The 19,380-nt window shown below is 50.8% G+C and carries 13 protein-coding genes, 1 tRNA gene and 1 pseudogene; 11 read left to right on the top strand and 4 right to left on the bottom strand.

What is annotated here, in order from left to right:
* Window positions 1-95: 95 nt before the first annotated feature.
* A complete protein-coding gene (locus tag JS578_00245; GenBank protein ID QRX63735.1) occupies window positions 96-578 on the top strand; it encodes a transposase in 483 nt (160 codons plus the stop codon).
* Window positions 579-1,173: 595 nt separating this feature from the next.
* Here JS578_00245 and JS578_00250 read toward each other — a convergent pair.
* A complete protein-coding gene (locus tag JS578_00250) occupies window positions 1,174-2,085 on the bottom strand; it encodes an IS982 family transposase (protein QRX63736.1) in 912 nt (303 codons plus the stop codon).
* A gap of 870 nt (window positions 2,086-2,955) precedes the next feature.
* On the opposite strand from JS578_00250, the gene JS578_00255 reads away from it, so the two are divergent.
* Both JS578_00255 and JS578_00260 read left to right on the top strand, forming a co-directional pair.
* A complete protein-coding gene (locus JS578_00255) occupies window positions 2,956-3,597 on the top strand; it encodes an NAD(P)H-binding protein (protein ID QRX63737.1) in 642 nt (213 codons plus the stop codon).
* A 29-nt stretch (window positions 3,598-3,626) separates the two neighbouring features.
* Window positions 3,627-5,069, top strand: a complete 1,443-nt coding sequence (locus JS578_00260) for a cellulase family glycosylhydrolase (protein ID QRX63738.1) — start codon at window positions 3,627-3,629, stop codon at window positions 5,067-5,069.
* An 8-nt stretch (window positions 5,070-5,077) separates the two neighbouring features.
* Here the strand turns inward: JS578_00260 and JS578_00265 are convergent, their stop codons facing one another.
* The 3 genes and pseudogenes from JS578_00265 to JS578_00275 form a co-directional block, all read right to left on the bottom strand.
* A complete protein-coding gene (locus tag JS578_00265) occupies window positions 5,078-5,803 on the bottom strand; it encodes a DUF1080 domain-containing protein (GenBank protein QRX63739.1) in 726 nt (241 codons plus the stop codon).
* 151 nt (window positions 5,804-5,954) lie between these two features.
* A tRNA-Met gene (locus JS578_00270) sits at window positions 5,955-6,028 on the bottom strand.
* A 105-nt stretch (window positions 6,029-6,133) separates the two neighbouring features.
* Window positions 6,134-6,795 (bottom strand): annotated as a pseudogene (locus JS578_00275) (DUF2891 family protein).
* Window positions 6,796-6,938: 143 nt separating this feature from the next.
* On the opposite strand from JS578_00275, the gene JS578_00280 reads away from it, so the two are divergent.
* The 8 genes from JS578_00280 (at window position 6,939) to kbl (ending at window position 19,357) form a co-directional block, all read left to right on the top strand.
* Window positions 6,939-9,395: an endonuclease MutS2 gene (locus JS578_00280; protein ID QRX63740.1), complete on the top strand. Its 2,457-nt coding sequence runs from the start codon at window positions 6,939-6,941 to the stop codon at window positions 9,393-9,395.
* 101 nt (window positions 9,396-9,496) lie between these two features.
* Window positions 9,497-10,879, top strand: coding sequence for an MFS transporter (locus JS578_00285; GenBank protein QRX63741.1), 1,383 nt, complete (start codon window positions 9,497-9,499; stop codon window positions 10,877-10,879).
* A 97-nt stretch (window positions 10,880-10,976) separates the two neighbouring features.
* Window positions 10,977-12,959, top strand: a complete 1,983-nt coding sequence (locus tag JS578_00290) for a glucosamine-6-phosphate deaminase (GenBank protein QRX63742.1) — start codon at window positions 10,977-10,979, stop codon at window positions 12,957-12,959.
* Window positions 12,960-13,087: 128 nt separating this feature from the next.
* Window positions 13,088-13,477 carry a hypothetical protein gene (locus tag JS578_00295; GenBank protein ID QRX63743.1) on the top strand — a complete coding sequence of 130 codons (390 nt, stop codon included), beginning with the start codon at window positions 13,088-13,090 and terminating at the stop codon, window positions 13,475-13,477.
* A gap of 121 nt (window positions 13,478-13,598) precedes the next feature.
* Window positions 13,599-15,572, top strand: a complete 1,974-nt coding sequence (locus JS578_00300; protein ID QRX63744.1) for an LptF/LptG family permease — start codon at window positions 13,599-13,601, stop codon at window positions 15,570-15,572.
* Complete coding sequence (locus tag JS578_00305) at window positions 15,573-16,793, top strand: bifunctional 3,4-dihydroxy-2-butanone-4-phosphate synthase/GTP cyclohydrolase II (GenBank protein QRX63745.1); 1,221 nt, start codon at window positions 15,573-15,575, stop codon at window positions 16,791-16,793.
* 57 nt (window positions 16,794-16,850) lie between these two features.
* On the top strand, window positions 16,851-18,107 hold the full coding sequence (gene rmuC, locus JS578_00310; GenBank protein QRX63746.1) for a DNA recombination protein RmuC: 1,257 nt from the start codon (window positions 16,851-16,853) through the stop codon (window positions 18,105-18,107).
* Window positions 18,108-18,169: 62 nt separating this feature from the next.
* Entirely contained in the window at window positions 18,170-19,357 is a 1,188-nt protein-coding gene (kbl, locus tag JS578_00315; protein QRX63747.1) for a glycine C-acetyltransferase, read from the top strand.
* Window positions 19,358-19,380 lie beyond the last annotated feature (23 nt).

Here is a 19,380-nt window from a genome sequence, read left to right on the forward strand (position 1 = left end):
ATACGCTAACAATTTACTAGAGAACCCGCAGTTGTCGGAATGAATAATCTGATCAAATCCGTGGGTGCATATGCTCCGGAATAATCAAGAGGCAGTTGCTCGGGTGCTTACCCTTTAACGAGGGGCAGGATCTTCAGGCACAGGTCGAACGCTTTAGGGAACTGACAGGGAAATACCCGGAGCTGGTTCAGGTGGATAAGATTTATCTCACCCGGGAGAACAGACGGTTTTTGAAAGAGAAAAGAATCCGCTACACCGGGGAACCACTGGGACGAAAACCGATAAAAGAGATCAAGAGCAGATACCAAAAACGTAAAGAGCGACGAGAGGCGGCGGAACGCAATCAGGTTGAAGGAAAGTTTGGTCAGGGGAAACGTGGATATGGTTTAAATGATATCCGCGCCAGATTGGCCACGACATCAAACAGTTGGATAGGGGCTATCATTTTTGTGATGAACCTGATCCGACATATGAGGGATATTCCCTTGTCTTATTTTGTCTCGTTACTATTGAAGCTGATGAGAATGAGAAATATAAACATTTATCCACTCGGGTCACAAATGAAACTGTGTGCCTGATTAGGATTTAATAAGCAGACCCTACTTACGTCGTTTTTTAATATATGTGTTACGTAGCGAGAAAGTTGAAAAATTTCTTTACTTAGCGACACACAGCTTAGAAAATTACACGAACAAATTAAAAGAGATGAGTAGGGGAATAGTATACACAGCTAATTTTGTTGTTTAATAGAAGCGAAAAAACACACGCTAACAACCTGTTTTGTTAATAATTTTCAAGTTGAGAAGCACTATACTATATATACAGAATATACTTTTGCAACAAATAGATCTGTCATGTAATTTTTTTTAAACAATAACTCATTCTAAATGTTTTACTTTTATATATTCAGAAAATTGATTACCTTTGTTTTCAAATTTTAAAAATGTTAGTTTAAAAAAGAGATAGTGAAACGCATTTCGACATCCATATTACTGCTTCTGGTGCTTACGTTAAGTGTGCATCCAATCATTGCTATGCACTTTTGTAATAATGAATTTCATTCATTTACATTGGTTGCAAATAATGAAGCAGATGCATGTTGTGTTTCATCTGATATATCTGTAAATAATAATTTTGATACTCTATCTACTAACGTGAGTTCGGGATAACATATTATCCCCAAATGGTTAATTGACTTGACTTTTCCACTTCAAATTTGATTGAAGGCTTTTTGGGAAAGAAACAATATGCCACCAATGCAGCAATTATGTTCATGATGAAATTATGTGTGGAACGATGCCTTGAATGTTCTATCTGGCAGATATTCTTCAGTTCATCATTGATGGACTCAATTACAGATCTTTTGCGTAAGAGAATCTTGTCGCGGAATGACATCAGGGAATTTTTCATATTTGAGCGTATACCGGTCACTAAATGAACACCCTGGTCAAACAGCATCTCGAAGAGCTTTGTGCTGATGTAACCCTTGTCTGCATATAGTTTACCGAAAAGATCTTTGGTAAGAACATTGATTACGTCAGGGTTTCTATCGTCGACATTGCCTTTTGTGAGAGAGAAATTCAGCAATTCACCCTTTTCGTTACAGACCAGATGAAGCTTGAATCCAAAAAACCAGCCCATCGTACTTTTCCCTCTTTGTGCCAGATCCCTGAATACTTTATTCGAGTGTATACGCTTGTTATGACATACTTTAATGGGAGTGCTATCCACATATGTAATGCCTGTGCATTCACCAAATCCAAAGAGTTTGAGCAAGAGCATGAAAGGTACAATCACCCTGGGTTGCAACTCGACAAAACGGTTGTAGGAAACGGCATTTGGAAAATAGCTCTTCATGTGTTTGCAAATATAAAACAGGTAATAATTCTTGAAATTATGGAAGGTTCCGCAGTGGAAACAGACCATCACGGCAATAATCTCGCTCTGGGACATTTGCGTTTTCCTGTTTCTCCTTTTAGTTGTACCCCCGGCTTGAAGTTGATGATTCTGAATTTCATTCTCATATTCTGCACAAAAATCGTCGGCAATACAAAATATTTCAATAACTTTGTCTGTTGTGATCATAGGGCTGATGTTTGTTATTTGTTTGATTATCAGCTATAAATATACAAATAATCTCCCTATATCACAACTTTTTTTATGCTTTTCTTATCCCGAACTCACGTTACTAAAAATATATTAATTACAAAAATAGCGAAAATTCCTTTTGCTAATTTATTTAATCCATTTTTCATACTTATAATTAATTTAGGATAAGCCATTTGTTTTTTGACTTCTCAGATTAAAGACTTATTATTCTACTCTCTCAATTTTCGATAACTCGGTTTACTTTTTCTTTTATTTCGGTTTCAACTTACACATTTTCCGATTTTGGATGGTTAGTCCATTTTTAACCGTTATGTTTTTTTAATAGACCCAATGGGTTGTGTGAGGGCACTAATAACCTATTAATCTCTCTAATCTTGTGTACGTACTGAATGAGCAAAAGCGCTACAGTTTTAACAGATTAGAAATTTTCAAAATTACTATTAATTTTGATTAAACAATGATTTTAACAGGTTTTTTTAGAGGGTGTATGTCCCTTATGCACGGATTCATACCCTGATAACATTGGTAGAATTGTACCGCAGAGAACCCATCAACGAATTACAAGCCAATTCAAATCTAAATGTAAATGTGCAATAGGATTTATTTAGTTCAGATTAATAATCCATGTGTGAATCCAGCATTTTTTGCATATCTTCGCTTGCTGCATCACCTTTATATGCAGGCAGATTGTATCTATTGAAAATTAAATAAAGCAGAGCATTTCGAAAATTGGATTGATCATTGAAGAGCGGGCGGCCAATATCGGCAATTTCATGGTGGGACGGTTACTCCCCTTCCGGCAGAAGCGGATGGTCGTGGCAAGCCCATCATTTAAATAGAGGAGATATGAACGCATTACTGATCGGCGCCACGGGTGCCACGGGCAGCGATCTGCTCCAGCTGTTGCTCGGTGACAGTAAGGTGGAGCGTGTGGCGATTTTCGTGAGGAGAGATCCGCAGATCACCCATCCGAAACTGGAGGTGCATCTGATCGATTTTGACAAGAAGGAGCAGTGGCGCCACCTGGTGAAGGGTGACATCCTCTTCTCTTGCCTTGGTACCACCCTCAAAGATGCCGGCAGCAAGGAGGCACAGTGGAAGGTGGATCATGACTACCAGTACCGCTTCGCCGAAGCTGCACGGGAGAACGGGGTGGGGACCCTCCTGCTGGTCTCCTCGATGAACGCTTCCCTCAAGTCGCCATTCTTTTATGCACGGATGAAGGGGGAGCTGGAGGAGGCGGTGCGCAAGCTGGGATTCCCCAGGCTGATGATTTTCCGGCCTCCTTCGCTGATACGCAAGGGGAGCGACCGTGCCATGGAGCGGGTGGGGGTGAAGCTGATCGGCTTCCTCAACCGGCTGGGACTCCTAAAGTCGATGCGCCCCATACCGACAGAACGACTGGCTCAGGCGATGCTCTACGCAGCCAAAAGCTTCAGGCGGGGGGAACATATCCTGGAACCGGTCGATATTGATAACCTGGTTTAGATATCTTAAAAAAAGCAATTGAAAAAAAAATGATGATGAAACGACCCCTCGCTCTTCTGGCTACTCTTTTATTTCTATTGCAATTCGGCCTTTCATCCTGTAAACCGGAGGAGATTCCTGATGATGTGGCAGAGGAGGAACCGGAGAATGAGGTTGCACCGCTCTGCTCCATTACACTGGAGGGAGAGAAGGTCACGCTGTTGGAGATCAGGGGGGAGGCTTCCTCTCTGGTCATTCAGGTGACTGCCAACAAGGAGTGGACGCTCAGCAGCAATGGCAGCTGGTGCACCCCATCACACCAGTCGGGCATGGCAACGACAACGGGAGCTCCCCTGGAGGTGACGCTACAACTTGAGGCGAACGAAACGGATGCGGTGCGGTCAGTGCAATTGATACTCCGGGCTGATACGGCATCGGCTGTGCTGGAAATCTGGCAGAAGATTTATGTTGATGAGGCTAAATGGGAGACCGCCACTACAGCTGTTGTGAACATGAAGGTGGGATGGAACCTGGGCAACACGCTCGACTCCTACGGCGAATGGATAGAGCTCTGGACATCCAACAAGCCGTCGGACTACGAGACCGCATGGGGTAATCCGATCACCACGCGTGCGATGATTGCCCGCTTCAGGGAGGTGGGTTTCAACGCCATCCGCGTACCGGTCACCTGGGATCAGCACATCGATGCGGACAACAATGTGGAAGAGGCATGGATGCAACGAGTGGAAGAGGTGGTAGGATATGTCCTGGATGAGGGGATGTACTGCATCCTCAACGTGCATCATGACACCGGCACCGAGGGATGGCTGCAGGCGGACTTGAGCAACTACGGTTCCATCAGCATGCGTTACAGGAAGCTGTGGGACCAGATCGCAAACCGCTTCAATAAATATGACAAGCATCTGATTTTCGAGTCTTACAACGAGATGCTGGACAAGCAGGGCCGGTGGACCGAGACAAATGCTGATGGCTACAAGGCACAAAATGCGCTGCTGCAGGATTTCGTGGAGGTGGTGCGCGGTACCGGTGGCAACAACCGTTACCGCAACCTGAGTATCAACACCTACTCGGCTGCACACTCACCACTCACGCTCAACAGCTTCATCGTACCCGATGATGTGGTGGAGGACAGATTGATCGCGCAGGTGCATGTGTACAGCCCCTACGATTTCGCGTTGAATGAAAATAGTCCCGTCAAGCTCTTCACCAGCCAGGGAGAGCAGGAGATCAGCGATATCATGGAACGATTGGACCAACGCTTCATCACTAAAGGTATTCCGGTAATCATTGGCGAGTTTGGTGCGATGGACAAGGATAACATGCCTGAGCGGGTAAAGCATGCCGCCTACCTGGTGAACGAGGCTGCCAAATATGGTATCGTCTGTTTCCACTGGATGGGACTCCTCGACCGCAACACCCTGGAGTGGACAGAGCCGGAGCTGGTAGAGGTGATCATCGGGAACGCAAAGTAAGGGTTCTTTTACAGCTCCCTGATCCAGATGTTGCGGTAGGCCACCTCCGTGCCGTGGTCCTGCAGCATCAGCGGGAGCCGACCGTGAGGCGTGTAGGTGGGATAACCGATGTAGGGGGTGTCACCTTTCAATTCAACGTTGTTCTGCACCAGGATGCCGTTCAGCACCACCGTGATCAGGGCTGGCGACTCCAGCTTGCCATCGGTGCCGAAGCGGGGAGCACGCCAGTAGATGTCGTAGACCTGCCACTCGTCGTTGCGCGTGTAGGCGTTGGCCAGAGGCGCCTGCTGCTTGTAGATGCTCCCCACCATGCCGTTCACGTAGGTGGGGTTGTTGTCGCCGTCGAGCACCTGCACCTCATACTTCGACTGTAGGAAGATGCCGCTGTTGCCGCGGTTCTGACCGTGGTGCTGTTCCGGAGCGGGCGACCTGAACTCGATATGGAGCTGCACATCGCCGAAATGCCGGCGCGTCATGATGCTCCCCGTACCGGGCTTCACCTTCAGCTCACCGTTGCGGATCGCCCAGGGGGCATCACCCTTCTCTCCCTTCCATTGGGAGAGGTTTTTTCCGTCGAACAGGATGATAGCGTCGGAGGGAGCTGCTCCCGTTGTTTTACCCGGCTCTACCTTCGGTGGTACGGGAGCGTACCACTCCGTTTCTTCCGGCACCATCTGGGCGGAGAGGGTAAATACCAAAACGAAAAGGGCGGATGTGAGAAGTGTTTTTTTCATGTTTAAACCTGTTGGTTGATTGAACAGTTGTTTCAGGATTTGAAAATAGTACTTTTTCTCCGAATACCGAACAATATCCGTCATTTTCTCCTAGCCACACAAGAAAAAACACTCACCGAAAAAGTTCGATGAGTGTTTGATTAATAAGTTGTAGCGAGAGGGGGGCATGATCCCCCGACCTCATGATTATGAATCATGCGCTCTAACCAACTGAGCTATCTCGCCAACATGTGAAAATGGGAGGTCTCTCCCCAATTCGAGGTGCAAAAGTAGCAACTCTTTTTCAATTCTGCAACCTCCGGAACAAAAAAAGTCGCAATTGCATCGAATTTATTCAAGCGCCATCAGGGCGAAGGATGCGAGCCAGTGCTCACCACCGTAGTTGCCCTCGAAAACGTAGGGCAGGGCGTCGCTGAGCAGTCGCTCCGATGTATCAGTGAACTTCCCTCTCTGTGGGTGCACCGGCGGCAGGACTTCAGCTATCTGTTTCATGCACCATGATTTGGAGAAGGAGAGCCCCACCAGGTGAACGATCTGAAAATCATTGATGTCACTCACCTCTGCGCTCAGGCTGATATTTGCCAGGCTTCGTTCATCGTAGTACTGTTCCAGCCATGCTGTGAATGTCACCCGTGGTAGTATCCTCCGCATCAGGTCGGCGACCTGAAGGCTGGGGGAGAAGAAATCCGATCCGTCCGGTTCCAGGTAGGCGGGTATGTTGCGATCGTTCAGGTAGAAGTCTTTCGACTTCTCGGTCAGTCGAAGCAGCCGTAGAAGACCGGGTGCAGCTCCCCGGGAGTGAGCTTCGCCTCCTGCTCATTGTTGATGATATGTGCCGTTTTGTTGGGGTACTCCTGCTCGATGCAGCCCAGTGGCAGTTCCGACAACTTGACAGCAATCTCATCGGTAAGTCGTGGGGCCTCGTGCGCAGCTGTATGCAGCGGCAGAAGGGTGAGCAGGCAGAAAAGAATTGACAGGGAATAATTTTTCATGATTAACCGGTTTGGAGGTTCTTGTTTGTTTTTCAAAGATAATAATTTTAGGGATAGTCTTTGCAGGATAGGGCATTTCGGTTTAAAATTGTAATTTTGCACTTGAACGATTTTGAGTCACACGATTTTCAAAACAATACAACGTGATCTATCCCGATAACTTCGAACAGAAAATTGAGTTCACACGGGTGCGGCAACTGATCGCCGACCGCTGCCTAAGCCCCCTGGGCAGGGAGAAGGCGGAGGAGATGTGCTTCTCTGCCTCATTCGCCGAGATTGATGCCCTGCTGGCACAGACCGAAGAGTACGTGCGCATCCTCGTGGAGGAGGACGCCTTCCCGGCCGGCAACTTTTATGACATGCGACCTGTGCTGCACCGCATCCGGTTGGAAGGCTCCTGGATAGACCAGAGTGCGCTGTTTGAGCTGCGCCGCTCACTGCAGACCATCAACGGTATTATCGCCTTCCTGCGGCGCGATGTGGAGAACCCCCGCTACCCGCGGTTGATGGAGCTGACCGGTGAGATTGCCACCTATCCCGAGATCACCCGTAAGATCGATACCATCCTCGATGGCTTCGGCCAGGTGAAGGATCATGCCTCGGCGCGACTGTCGGAGATACGACGTGAGCTCTCATCAGCTGCCAGCGGCATCTCGCGCAGCCTCAACTCCATCTTGCGCAAGGCACAGGCGGAAGGATATGTGGACAAAGATGTGGCACCCAGCATGCGCGATGGGAGGCTGGTGATCCCGGTCAACCCTTCCTACAAGCGAAAGATAAAGGGGATCGTGCACGACGAGTCGGCATCGGGCAAGACCGTTTTCATTGAACCGACTGAGGTGGTGGAGGCCAACAACCGCATCCGCGAACTGGAGGGGGAGGAGCGGCGTGAGATCATCCGCATCCTGGCGGAGTTCACCAGCTGGCTGCGCCCTTTTCTGCCGGAGCTGCTTGAATCCTACGAGTTCCTGGCGAAGATCGACCTGATACAGGCCAAGGCGGCTTTTGCACAGCAGATTGGCGGCATAAGACCTGCTCTCAGTGACGAGCGGCTGATCGACTGGGTGGAAGCGGTGCACCCACTGCTCTATCTCTCACTGAAGAAGCAGAACAGGAAAATCATTCCTCTTGATATCACACTGGAAGGTGAGAACCGCATCCTGGTGATCTCCGGTCCCAATGCCGGCGGCAAATCGGTTTGCCTTAAGACGGTGGGGTTGTTGCAATACATGGTGCAGTGCGGGCTGCTGATCCCGTTGCGGGAGAACTCCCGCGTGGGGTTGTTCAGCGATATCTTTATTGACATCGGCGATGAGCAGTCGATCGACAACGACCTCTCCACCTACAGCTCCCACCTGATGAACATGAAGTATTTCGAGCGGCATGCCGGCGATGGTACGTTGTTGCTGATCGATGAGTTCGGCAGCGGCACAGAGCCCCAGATAGGGGCAGCCATCGCTGAAGCGCTGCTGGACAGGTTCAACGGCAGCCGCTCCTACGGGGTGATCACCACCCACTATCAGAATCTGAAGCACTATGCCAACGAGCACGAGGGTGTGGTGAACGGTGCCATGCTCTACGACCGCCACGAGATGCAACCCCTTTTTCGCCTCTCCATAGGAAACCCCGGCAGCTCCTTCGCCGTGGAAATTGCCCGCAAGATTGGGCTGCCGGAGGAGGTGATCGCACATGCTTCTGAGATCGTGGGGAGCGAATACATCAACATGGACAAGTACCTGCTTGACATCGCCCGCGACAAGCGCTACTGGGAGCGGAAGCGCGATGAGATACGCCGTGAGCGGAACCGGCTGGAGGAGGCGGCCACGAAGTATGAAACGGACCTGGAGGCGATCAACAAACAGAAGAAGGATATCCTGACAGAGGCCAGGCAACAGGCGGAACATCTGCTTGCCGAGAGCAATGCCCGCATCGAGCAGACCATCCGTGAGATCAGGGAGGCGCAGGCGGAGCGTGAGGCGACACTCAAGGTGCGCAACGAGCTGAAAGGGTTCCGTGAACAGGTGGGCGGTACCGGACGTGAGGAGACAGGTGTGACATCTCAGAAAGAGGGAACACAGCAGACCCCACGCAAGAAGGTGAAGAAGAAAACGGCTGCACCGTCAGTGAAACAGCCTCCCAAAGAGGCACAGCCCGGGGTGGGCGATGCTGTTCGCATGAAAGGACAGAGTACTGTCGGCGAGATCATGGAGGTTGCAGGTAAAAAAGCAACGGTCGCCTTTGGCATGATAAAGACAACAGTTCCGCTGGAGAAACTTGAGCGGGTGAGCAACAACCAGATCAAACGGGAACAGAAGGCTTCCAACACCCGTGACCTGATGCACGAACGCAAACTAAGCTTCAAACAGGATATCGATGTGCGTGGGATGCGGGGCGATGAGGCGCTGCAGGCGGTGATCTACTTCATCGACGATGCCATTCAGCTGGGTGCTGCCCGCGTACGTATCCTGCATGGTACCGGTACCGGTGCATTGAGACAGATTATTCGCGAATACCTTGGCACGGTGAATGGTGTGAGCCACTTCGCGGATGAGCACGTACAGTTTGGGGGTGCGGGTATCACCGTCGTTGACTTGGAATGAGGCAAAAACATCGAGTAAGTGCTCCCAAATATTTAAAATAATTTTTTATATTTGCCACTTATTTTAAAATCATGGACACCTAACTAATAATATCCCCGCCGATGGTTAAATTTACAAAACCTTTCTGGGTAGCCAACTTCGTGGAGCTGCTCGAACGACTGGCCTATTATGCCGTATTCATCGTCATCACCCTCTACCTCTCCAACGTGTGGGGTTTCTCCGATATCGAAGCAGGAGTCATCGCCGGTATCTTCTCGGCCATGCTTTACCTGTTGCCTCTCTTTGCCGGTGCCTATGCCGATAAGATTGGCTTTCGCTCTGCCATCATTTTAGCATTCGCACTGCTCACCGTGGGCTACGCCGGACTGGGCATCCTGCCCACCATGCTGGAAAGCGCAGGGCTGGTGAATTATGAGATGACCACCACCTACACGGGGCTGCAGGAGAGTTATCTCCGCTGGTCGATCATCGCACCCCTGGTATTGGTGGTGATTGGCGGGGCTTTCATCAAGTCGGTCATCTCCGGCACGGTAGCACGCGAAACCACTCCCGAGAACAGAGCACGTGGTTACTCCCTCTTTTACATGATGGTGAACATCGGCGCCTTCACCGGTAAGACGGTGGTGGACCCACTCAGAAGAAGCATGGGCGACCAGGGACTGGTTTACCTCAATTATTTTTCTGCAGCGATGACCCTCCTGGCGCTGATCGCCGTTTACCTTTTTTACAAGTCCACTAAAACAGAAGGCAAGGGCAAGAGCTTCCTGGAGATAGGCCGCTCCATGGGCAAAGTGTTGCTCAACGGGCGACTGATGCTGCTGATTATCATCGTGAGCGGCTTCTGGATGATACAGAGTCAGATGTACGCTACCATGCCCAAGTATGTGATCCGCATGATCGGCGAGAGCGCCTCCCCCGGATGGTACGCCAACGTGAATCCTCTGGTGGTCTTCCTGACGGTCAACTTTGTCACTTCGCTGATGAAGAAACGGAGCGCCATCACCTCCATGATGATTGGCATGATTATCATCCCCTTTTCGGCACTGTTGATGTCGCTCGGATCACAGGTGGGTGAGGCATACATCCTGGGGTTGCATCCCGTGGCCTTTATGATGATCGTTGGCATCGCCTTTCAGGCACTGGCGGAGTGCTTCATCTCACCCCGCTACCTGGAGTATTTCTCCTTGCAGGCTCCTACCGGAGAAGAGGGACTCTACCTGGGCTTCAGCCATCTTCACTCCTTTTTCTCCTTCCTCTTCGCCTTCGGACTCTCCGGCTTTCTGCTCGACAGGTACTGCCCTGATCCAAGGCTTTTCATGAATGAGGCGGGTGTCGTGGACAGCGTTGCTTATGCCGCTGCTACAGAACACGCCCATTACATTTGGTACGTCTTCGTGGGGATCGGGGCCATTTCGGCTATCGCCCTCTTCTTCTATGCCCGCATCACCAGGAACATGGACCGGAAAAAGGAGGCAGCAGCCTGATCAATATTTTAGATAAAAAGGATTCCTGTAGGGAAACAACTCTCCCTGCAGGGTGTTAATGAAACAGTAGAATCAATCATTATAAAAATTAAAAATCATGAGACTGGATTTAAGTTCGCATATTACGCTTGATCGCGTTCCAAAAAAATATTACAAGCCTGAGAACGATTTTGAGGAGTATAACCTCTCACGGTATGAAAAACTGGCCATTGAAATTTATGAGGAGCCGCAGTGGGCTGCCATGAATGTTGCCGAGGAGATCGTCCGTGAGATGTTGCAAAAACAGCAGGAAGGGAAGCCATTTGTGCTGGGCATCAGCGGTGGGGCATCGCCGATACCAGTCTACGAAGAACTGGTGAGACATCACAAGGAAAAGGGAGTAAGCTTCCGCAACCTGGTGGTGTTCAACTCTTACGAGTTTTACCCGGTGCTCGATTTCGCTTTTAGCAACCTGCAGATGTTGAAAGAGGTGTTTCTTGATCACATCGACATGGAACCTGCCAATATCTTCTCTCCCGATGCCACCGCCGAGAAGGATTTGATCGGTGAAAAGTGTGAGGAGTATGAGGAGAGACTCCGGCAAAAGGGAGGGCTCGATTACCTGTTGCTGGGACTTGGCAGCAAGGGAAATGTAGGCTTTAATATGCCCGGCAGCAGCCTCCACTCGCAGACACGCTTGGTGATGCTTGATGGTGACTCCCGTAAGGACATCGCTCGCAACTTCGGTTCGCTCGACAAGGTTCCGGTGAGCGCCATCACCATGGGACTCTCTGATATGATGAACGCCCGCAAGATTGCACTGATTGCCTGGAACGAACAGAAGGCAGAGAGCATAAGCCACATTGTGGAGGGACCCGTGAGCGACATGGTGCCGGGGTCCATATTGCAGACACACCCTGAGACTAAGGTTTATGTGGACCTGGCAGCGGCTTCAGCGCTGACACGCATCAGCCGTCCCTGGCTGGTGACCAACTGCGAGTGGACCAGTAAGCTGATCCGCCGCGCCATTGTTTGGCTCTGTGAGGTGGTGGACAAACCAATCCTGAAACTCACCAACAAGGACTACAATGACAACGGCTTGAGTGAGCTGATTACCCTCTACGGCTCGGCATACAATGTCAACATTAAGATATTCAACGACCTGCAGCATACCATCACCGGCTGGCCGGGGGGTAAGCCCGATGCCGACGACACCTACCGCCCCGAACGGGCCAAGCCCTATCCCAAGCGGGTGATCATTTTCAGTCCCCATCCCGATGACGATGTGATCTCAATGGGTGGTACCTTCCAGCGACTTGTGAGCCAGGGACATGAGGTTCACGTGGCCTACCAGACATCCGGCAACATCGCCGTGGGTGATGAAGAGGTGATTCGTTACATCTCCGTACTCAACAGCCTGCGCAAGAAGTTCACACCCGAGAACAGGGATCTGTTGGAGAAGTATGAAAGCATCCGCAACTATCTCTTGTATGAGAAGACCAACGAAGATTTTGATACCCCCGACGTCCTCTTCATCAAGGGACGGATCCGTCGTGAGGAGGCCCGTTCAGCCGATCGTTACGTGGGCCTTCCTGAAGAGAATGTTCATTTCCTGGACCTTCCCTTTTACGAGACCGGCAAGGTGAAGAAGAACCCCATCAGCGAGAAGGATGTGATGATTGTGAAGGATTTCATCGAGACCATTAAGCCTCATCAGATCTATGTGGCGGGTGATTTGGCCGATCCGCACGGCACTCATAAGGTTTGTCTCGACGCCATCCTTGCGTCCGTAGACATGATCAAGGAGGAGGAGTGGTTCAAGGATTGCCGCGTATGGATGTACCGTGGTGCATGGATGGAGTGGGAGATAGACCATATTGAGATGGCGGTGCCCCTTTCACCCGAGGAGTTACGCCAGAAACGCAACGCCATCCTCCGTCACCAGTCGCAGATGGAGAGTGCACCCTTCCTGGGCGATGATGAACGGCTCTTCTGGCAACGCTCTGAAGAACGCAACCGCACCACGGCCGATACCTACTGGAAGCTAGGATTGGCTTCTTACGAAGCCATTGAGGCTTTTGTGGAGTATCTCCCGGTGTGATGTACCGGTGAACGTTCCTTACCTCCCGGAGTGTGAGGCTACTCCCCGCCATTGCCTTTTTTATACATGCGTTTCTATGGTGATCCGGAAAAATGTTGTATATTGTGGCCCATATTTTAACAAGACTAATGGCGAAAGAGAAGTTTCATATCGAGTTCCTGATGGGAAACGCTACCCTGAATAGTTTATGGCGCATGATAAGCCAGATAGATGGTCTCTCGGAGTGGTTTGCCGATGAAGTGCTGATGGATGAAACGGAGACACGCTATACTTTCCTGTGGGGTAAATCGTCGAACGACGCACAGATCGTATACAGCAAACCCCAGTCACTCATCAGATATCACTGGTTAGACGAAGAGGATGAAAACATCTATTTCGAATTTATCCTGCGTAAGCTTGATCTATCCGGCGAGATGACACTCGAGATCACCGATTTCACCGAACCGAATGAAAAGGGAGATGCCATCACACTCTGGGAATCACAGGTAGAGCTGCTCAAAAGGCGCCTTGGCGTTTGATGTGACTCGTCATACCAAACGAGTTGCTTTAATCATCTTTACATTTTTGAAACCACAATTCTCCGTTTGATTTTACTATCTTTGTGATCAAAACTGACTGATCTCTTTTTGTGCGAAACGGATGAATAGATTTGCCCACATAAAACGATTGTACAGGTATATCCTGACCACTTTCATCCCGCTTTTCCTGATGACCTTCGTCATCTGCCTCTTCCTGGTGCTGATGCAGTTCCTGTGGAAGTATGTGGAGGACATGGTGGGCAAGGGACTGGAGCTGAATGTCATTGGGGAGATGTTTTTTTATGCTGCCCTCAACCTGATTCCATTGGCACTCCCACTGGCTATCCTGCTGGCATCGCTCATGGTTTTCGGGAACCTGGGGGAGAACCTGGAGCTGCTCGCCATCAAATCGGCCGGCATCCCCCTGCTCAAGACCATGAAGCCGCTCATCATCCTCATCGCTTTCATCAGCCTGGGTGCTTTCTTCTTCCAGAACAATGCACTCCCCAGGATACAGACCAAGTTTTACTCACTGCTGATATCGATCCGACAAGCTTCTCCCGAACTGGATGTGCCCGAAGGGGTCTTTTACAAGGAGATTGACGGATACAACCTATACGTGGGAAAGAAAGATCGCGAGACAGGCATGCTTCATGATGTGCTGATCTATGACGTGGCCAGCGGTTTCAACAACATGGCGGTGATTGTTTGTGACTCGGCACGGATGAGCATGACCGAGGACAAGACCATGCTCATTTTCACCATGTACAGCGGACAGCAGTTCCAGAACTTCACTGAGGGCTCTTCATCACGTTATCGTGCCGATTTTGTGCCCTATGCACGGGAGAATTTTGACACCAAGACCATGATGATCTCATACGATGCCAACTTCAACCGGATGGGGGAGGATGTAATCGAAGGCAGCTCTACAAGCAACTATGTATCGAAGAACCTTTCTGAGTTGAGTGTCTCGATCGACTCGATGACGGTGATTCTCGACAGTGTGAACCTGATGGATCGGAACCTGATGAAGAACTACTCCCATCTCTCTTTCAGGAACAGCTATCCCGCCAATCAGAAAGATTCGTTGATTTTGGCAGCACGCTCTTCAACAGTGGAGACAGAGGTGCCGCGACCCGATACCCTGCTCCAGTCGATGACGTTGAACAAACAATCTTCCGTATTGCAATCCGCCTTTCACAAAGCGGAAAACAACAGCAACGAGTTCCTCTTCCGCTCACTAAATAAGACTACTACCCGTAAAACCATCAACCGTCACTGGGTAGAGTGGCACCGCAAGTTCACCATCCCCTTTACCTGCCTCCTCTTCTTCTTCATCGGGGCTCCGCTGGGATCTATCGTCCGCAAAGGGGGACTGGGTACACCCATTGTCATTTCAGTGATCCTCTTCATCATCTACTACATCGTCGACAACGTCGGATACAAAATGACCCGCGACGGTGTCTGGGTGCATTGGTTCGGTATGTGGTTCAGTGCACTCACCTTGCTGCCCATCGGGGTCTTCCTTACCTACAAGGCAATGAACGACTCGGTAATCATGAATGCCGACACCTATACCCAGTTCTTCAAGAGACTCTTCTTTATACGCGAGAAACGATCCTATCCGGTGAAGAGCGTGGTGATAGACAAACCTAATTTCCCGGCCATCACAGCGATGATGGAAGAGATTTCCCGTGACACAAATCACATCCTGGAGAAATACAACGGCTTCTCATACAGGGATTATTGGAGCAATGAGGGCTATGAGCAGGAATTGCGTACCCTTAAAAGCAAGATGGAGATCACCCTCAACCAGGTATCCAATGCGCACGACCTCGACATCCTGGCGAAAGCAGAAGAGTTTCCCGTGCTGATCAGCAATTTAAGGATCTTTCGTCCCGGTTCGTTGCCGTCTCGCATTGCGATGTATTTCTTCCCGTTGGGTATCCTCCTGAGGCTACTCTCCTATCCCTTTGAAGTGCGCATCAGGAAAGACCTGAGAAGCATAGCCCAGCGCAGCGAAGAGCTGGCAGGGATCATTCGCAAGGATTATCCCCTGGTATACGAAAAAACCGCTCAAAACCAATTCATATAAATGGAACAAAAAATTATTCTGAACACCATTGAAGAAGCCATTGAGGAGATCCGCAAGGGCAACTTCATCATTGTGGTGGATGACGAGGACAGGGAGAACGAGGGGGACCTGGTGATCGCTGCCGAGTGCATCACTCCCGAAAAGATTAACTTCATGGAGACCCATGCGCGTGGTCTGATATGCGCACCTATCACCCGCGAACGTGCTGAGGAGCTCGATCTGCCCATGATGGTGTCGCATAACACATCTGTGCACTCAACCCCCTTCACCATATCCATCGACTTGCTCACGCACGGATGTACAACAGGTATTTCGGCTTACGACAGGGCACAGACCATTCTGGCGTTGACACGCCAGGAAACAGCCCCCGAGGACTTCGGTCGTCCCGGTCACATCTTCCCCCTGCGTGCTCAGACAAAAGGTGTGCTGCGCAGGTCTGGTCATACCGAGGCTACAATCGACTTTGCTCGCCTGGCAGGCCTCTATCCTGCGGGAGCACTCGCCGAAATAAAGAGGGAGGACGGCTCTATGGCACGGCTGCCTGAACTGATGGAGATGGCACGCAAGTTCAATCTGAAAATTGTCTCAGTGGCCGACCTCATCAAGTACCGCCTGAAGAGCGAGTCGCTTATCGAACGGGGGGAATCGGTACATCTGCCCACTGCCTATGGTGACTTCCGGATGATTGCCTTCCAGCAGATCTCGACCGGTCAGGAGCATGTGGCACTTATCAAGGGTGAGTGGGGTGACGATGAACCCCTGTTAGTGCGGGTACACTCATCCTGCATGACAGGTGACATCTTCGGCTCAATGCGCTGTGAGTGTGGCGAGCAACTTCACAAGGCATTGCAATTGATAGAGAAAGAGGGTAAGGGTGTACTGGTCTACCTCAACCAGGAGGGCCGCGGCATTGGTCTCATGGCCAAGGCGGCGGCGTACAAACTGCAGGAGGAAGGCCTCGACACCGTTGATGCCAACCTGCACCTCGGTTATCAGGCCGACGAACGGGACTATGGTGTGGGTGCTCAGATCCTGCGGAGCCTGGGGGTATCCAAGATGCGACTGATGAGCAACAACCCCACCAAGCGTATTGGCCTGGAAGCCTATGGCCTTGAGGTGGTGGAGAACGTGCCACTGGAGATCGAGCCAAATGCTTACAACCACTTTTACATGGAGACCAAGAAAAAGCGGATGGGTCACCAGCTCAAAAGCTTTAAGTAGCATCTGTAACAGCTCGTTGTGTTGCAGTGAAATGAAAACAAAGGTCGAAAACTGTCTATGGAACTTCTTTATCTGCTGATTGGTTTCGTGGTGGGAGGCCTGATCGCTTGGATCATGGGAACCCTCTTCATGCGGACGAAGATGATCCCGAAGGGCGATCATGCGGCACTGGAGGAGAAAAACCAGTCGCTGCACCGCTCACTGGCAACTGTCACTGCCGAAAACAGGGCTATGATGGAAAAGATGGATGGACAGAAGAGTGAGATCGAAGCCCTCCACAAGCAGTTTAACCTGGAGTTTGAACAGATCGCTAACAGGATCCTGGAGGAGAAGAGCGAACGATTCACCCGTCATAACAGAGAGAGCATCAACATCATCCTAAAGCCATTGGAGGAGAATATTGACCGCTTCCGCAAAAAGGTGGAGGAGGTCTATATCACCGAGTCCAAGGAGCGTTTCTCGCTGGGCGAGGAGGTGAAAAAGCTGCGGGAGCTGAACGACCGGCTCAGCACCGAAGCTGTAAACCTGACAAACGCTCTCAAGGGGAACAGCAAGACGCAGGGAGACTGGGGACAGATGATTCTGGAGAACATCTTGGAGCGCTCCGGCCTGGTGAAAGGGCGTGAGTACTTCGTACAGGAGTATTTGCGCGATGCAGATGGCAACACACTTACCAATGAGCAAGGGAACCGAATGCAGCCGGATGTGATCATCGTCTACCCCGACGAACGGCGGGTGATCATCGATGCCAAGATGTCGCTTACCGCCTATGCCAACTACGTGGGGAGCGACGACCCTTCGGAGCAGAAGCGACTGATTGGCGATCACCTGCGCTCCGTGCGGCGCCACATAGAGGAGCTGAGTCGCAAGAGCTACCAGGAGTACGCCGTATCGCTCGACTTCGTGATGATGTTCATCCCCAACGAGCCGGCATACCTGCTGGCACTGCAACATGAGGAGTCGCTGTGGCAGTACGCCTACGAAAGGAAGATCCTGCTGATCAGTCCCACCAACCTGATCGCCGCCCTCAAGCTGATCGCTGATCTCTGGAAAAGGGAGTATCAGAACCGCAATGCCATCGAGATTGCCGAGCGGGGTGCCGCCCTCTATGATAAATTCGTAAACTTTGTCGGCTCCCTCACCGAGATAGATACACATCTCGAGCGGGCACGACGAAGCTACGACAACGCCTATGGTCAGCTCACGTCGGGTAGGGGAAACCTGATAGGTCAGGCGGAGAAGCTGCGTGAACTGGGTGTCAAGACAAAAAAATCACTTCCTTCATCCCTCACAGATGAGGCTGAGGATGTTTAAATGAATAAAACCAACAGCTGAATGCTGCATGCTGACAGCTGTATGCTAAAAATTAAAAAACCATGTACGGAAAAATGCAACAACACCTCCAGGCTGAATTGAAGGCCATCGAGGAGGCAGGACTCTACAAAAGGGAGCGGATCATAGTCACCCCACAGCGGGCGGAGATTAGGGTACAGTCGGGACAGGAGGTCCTTAACTTCTGCGCCAACAACTATCTGGGTCTTTCCGACCACCCACGACTCATCAATGCAGCGACAAAAGCACTGGAAGAACGCGGCTATGGCATGTCGTCGGTACGCTTCATTTGCGGTACACAGGATTATCACAAGCAACTGGAAGAGACCATCAGCCGCTTCTTCGGCACCGACGATACCATCCTCTACGCCGCTTGTTTCGACGCCAACGGAGGCCTCTTTGAGCCGCTTTTCACCGATGAGGATGCTATCATATCGGATGCCCTCAACCACGCCTCCATCATCGACGGCGTACGCCTCTGCAAAGCGAAGCGCTACCGCTACGCCAATGCAGATATGGAAGATCTGGAGGCAAAACTACAGGAGTCACAGGCACAGCGTTTCCGCATCATCGTCACCGACGGTGTCTTCTCCATGGATGGCAACGTGGCGCCGCTCGACCGGATCATGGAGCTGGCCGTACAATATGATGCGCTGGTGATGGTGGATGAAAGCCACTCAGCCGGCGTGGTAGGCAGGACCGGCAAAGGGGTGACGGAACTTTACAACCTGCAGGGTGAGGTGGACATCATCACCGGTACGCTGGGTAAGGCTTTTGGTGGCGCCATCGGTGGATTCACCACCGGACGGCAGGAGATCATCGACATGCTGCGGCAGCGGTCACGTCCCTACCTCTTTTCCAATTCCATCCCCCCCCTGGTGGCAGCGGCCGGCACCGAGGCATTCCGCTTGCTACAGGAGTCGAATGAGCTGCAGGACAAGCTGCATGAGAACGTGGACTATTTCGTCAGTCGCATGAAAGAGGCAGGCTTCGACATCAAGCCAACACAATCTGCCATTTGTGCCGTGATGCTCTACGATGCTAAGTTGTCGCAGCAGTTCGCTGCCGACCTGCTGGAGGAGGGAATCTACGTCACCGGCTTCTATTACCCCGTGGTACCGAAAGAGCAGGCACGCATTCGTGTGCAACTCTCCGCCGGCCATAAACGTGAACACCTCGACAGAGCCATCGCCGCCTTCACCAAGGTAGGAAAGAATTTAGGAATCATATAACAACCCCTTACAACTGACAACTG

The sequence above is a fragment of the Dysgonomonadaceae bacterium zrk40 genome (genome assembly GCA_016916535.1).
Taxonomy (GTDB): Bacteria; Bacteroidota; Bacteroidia; order Bacteroidales; family Dysgonomonadaceae; genus Proteiniphilum.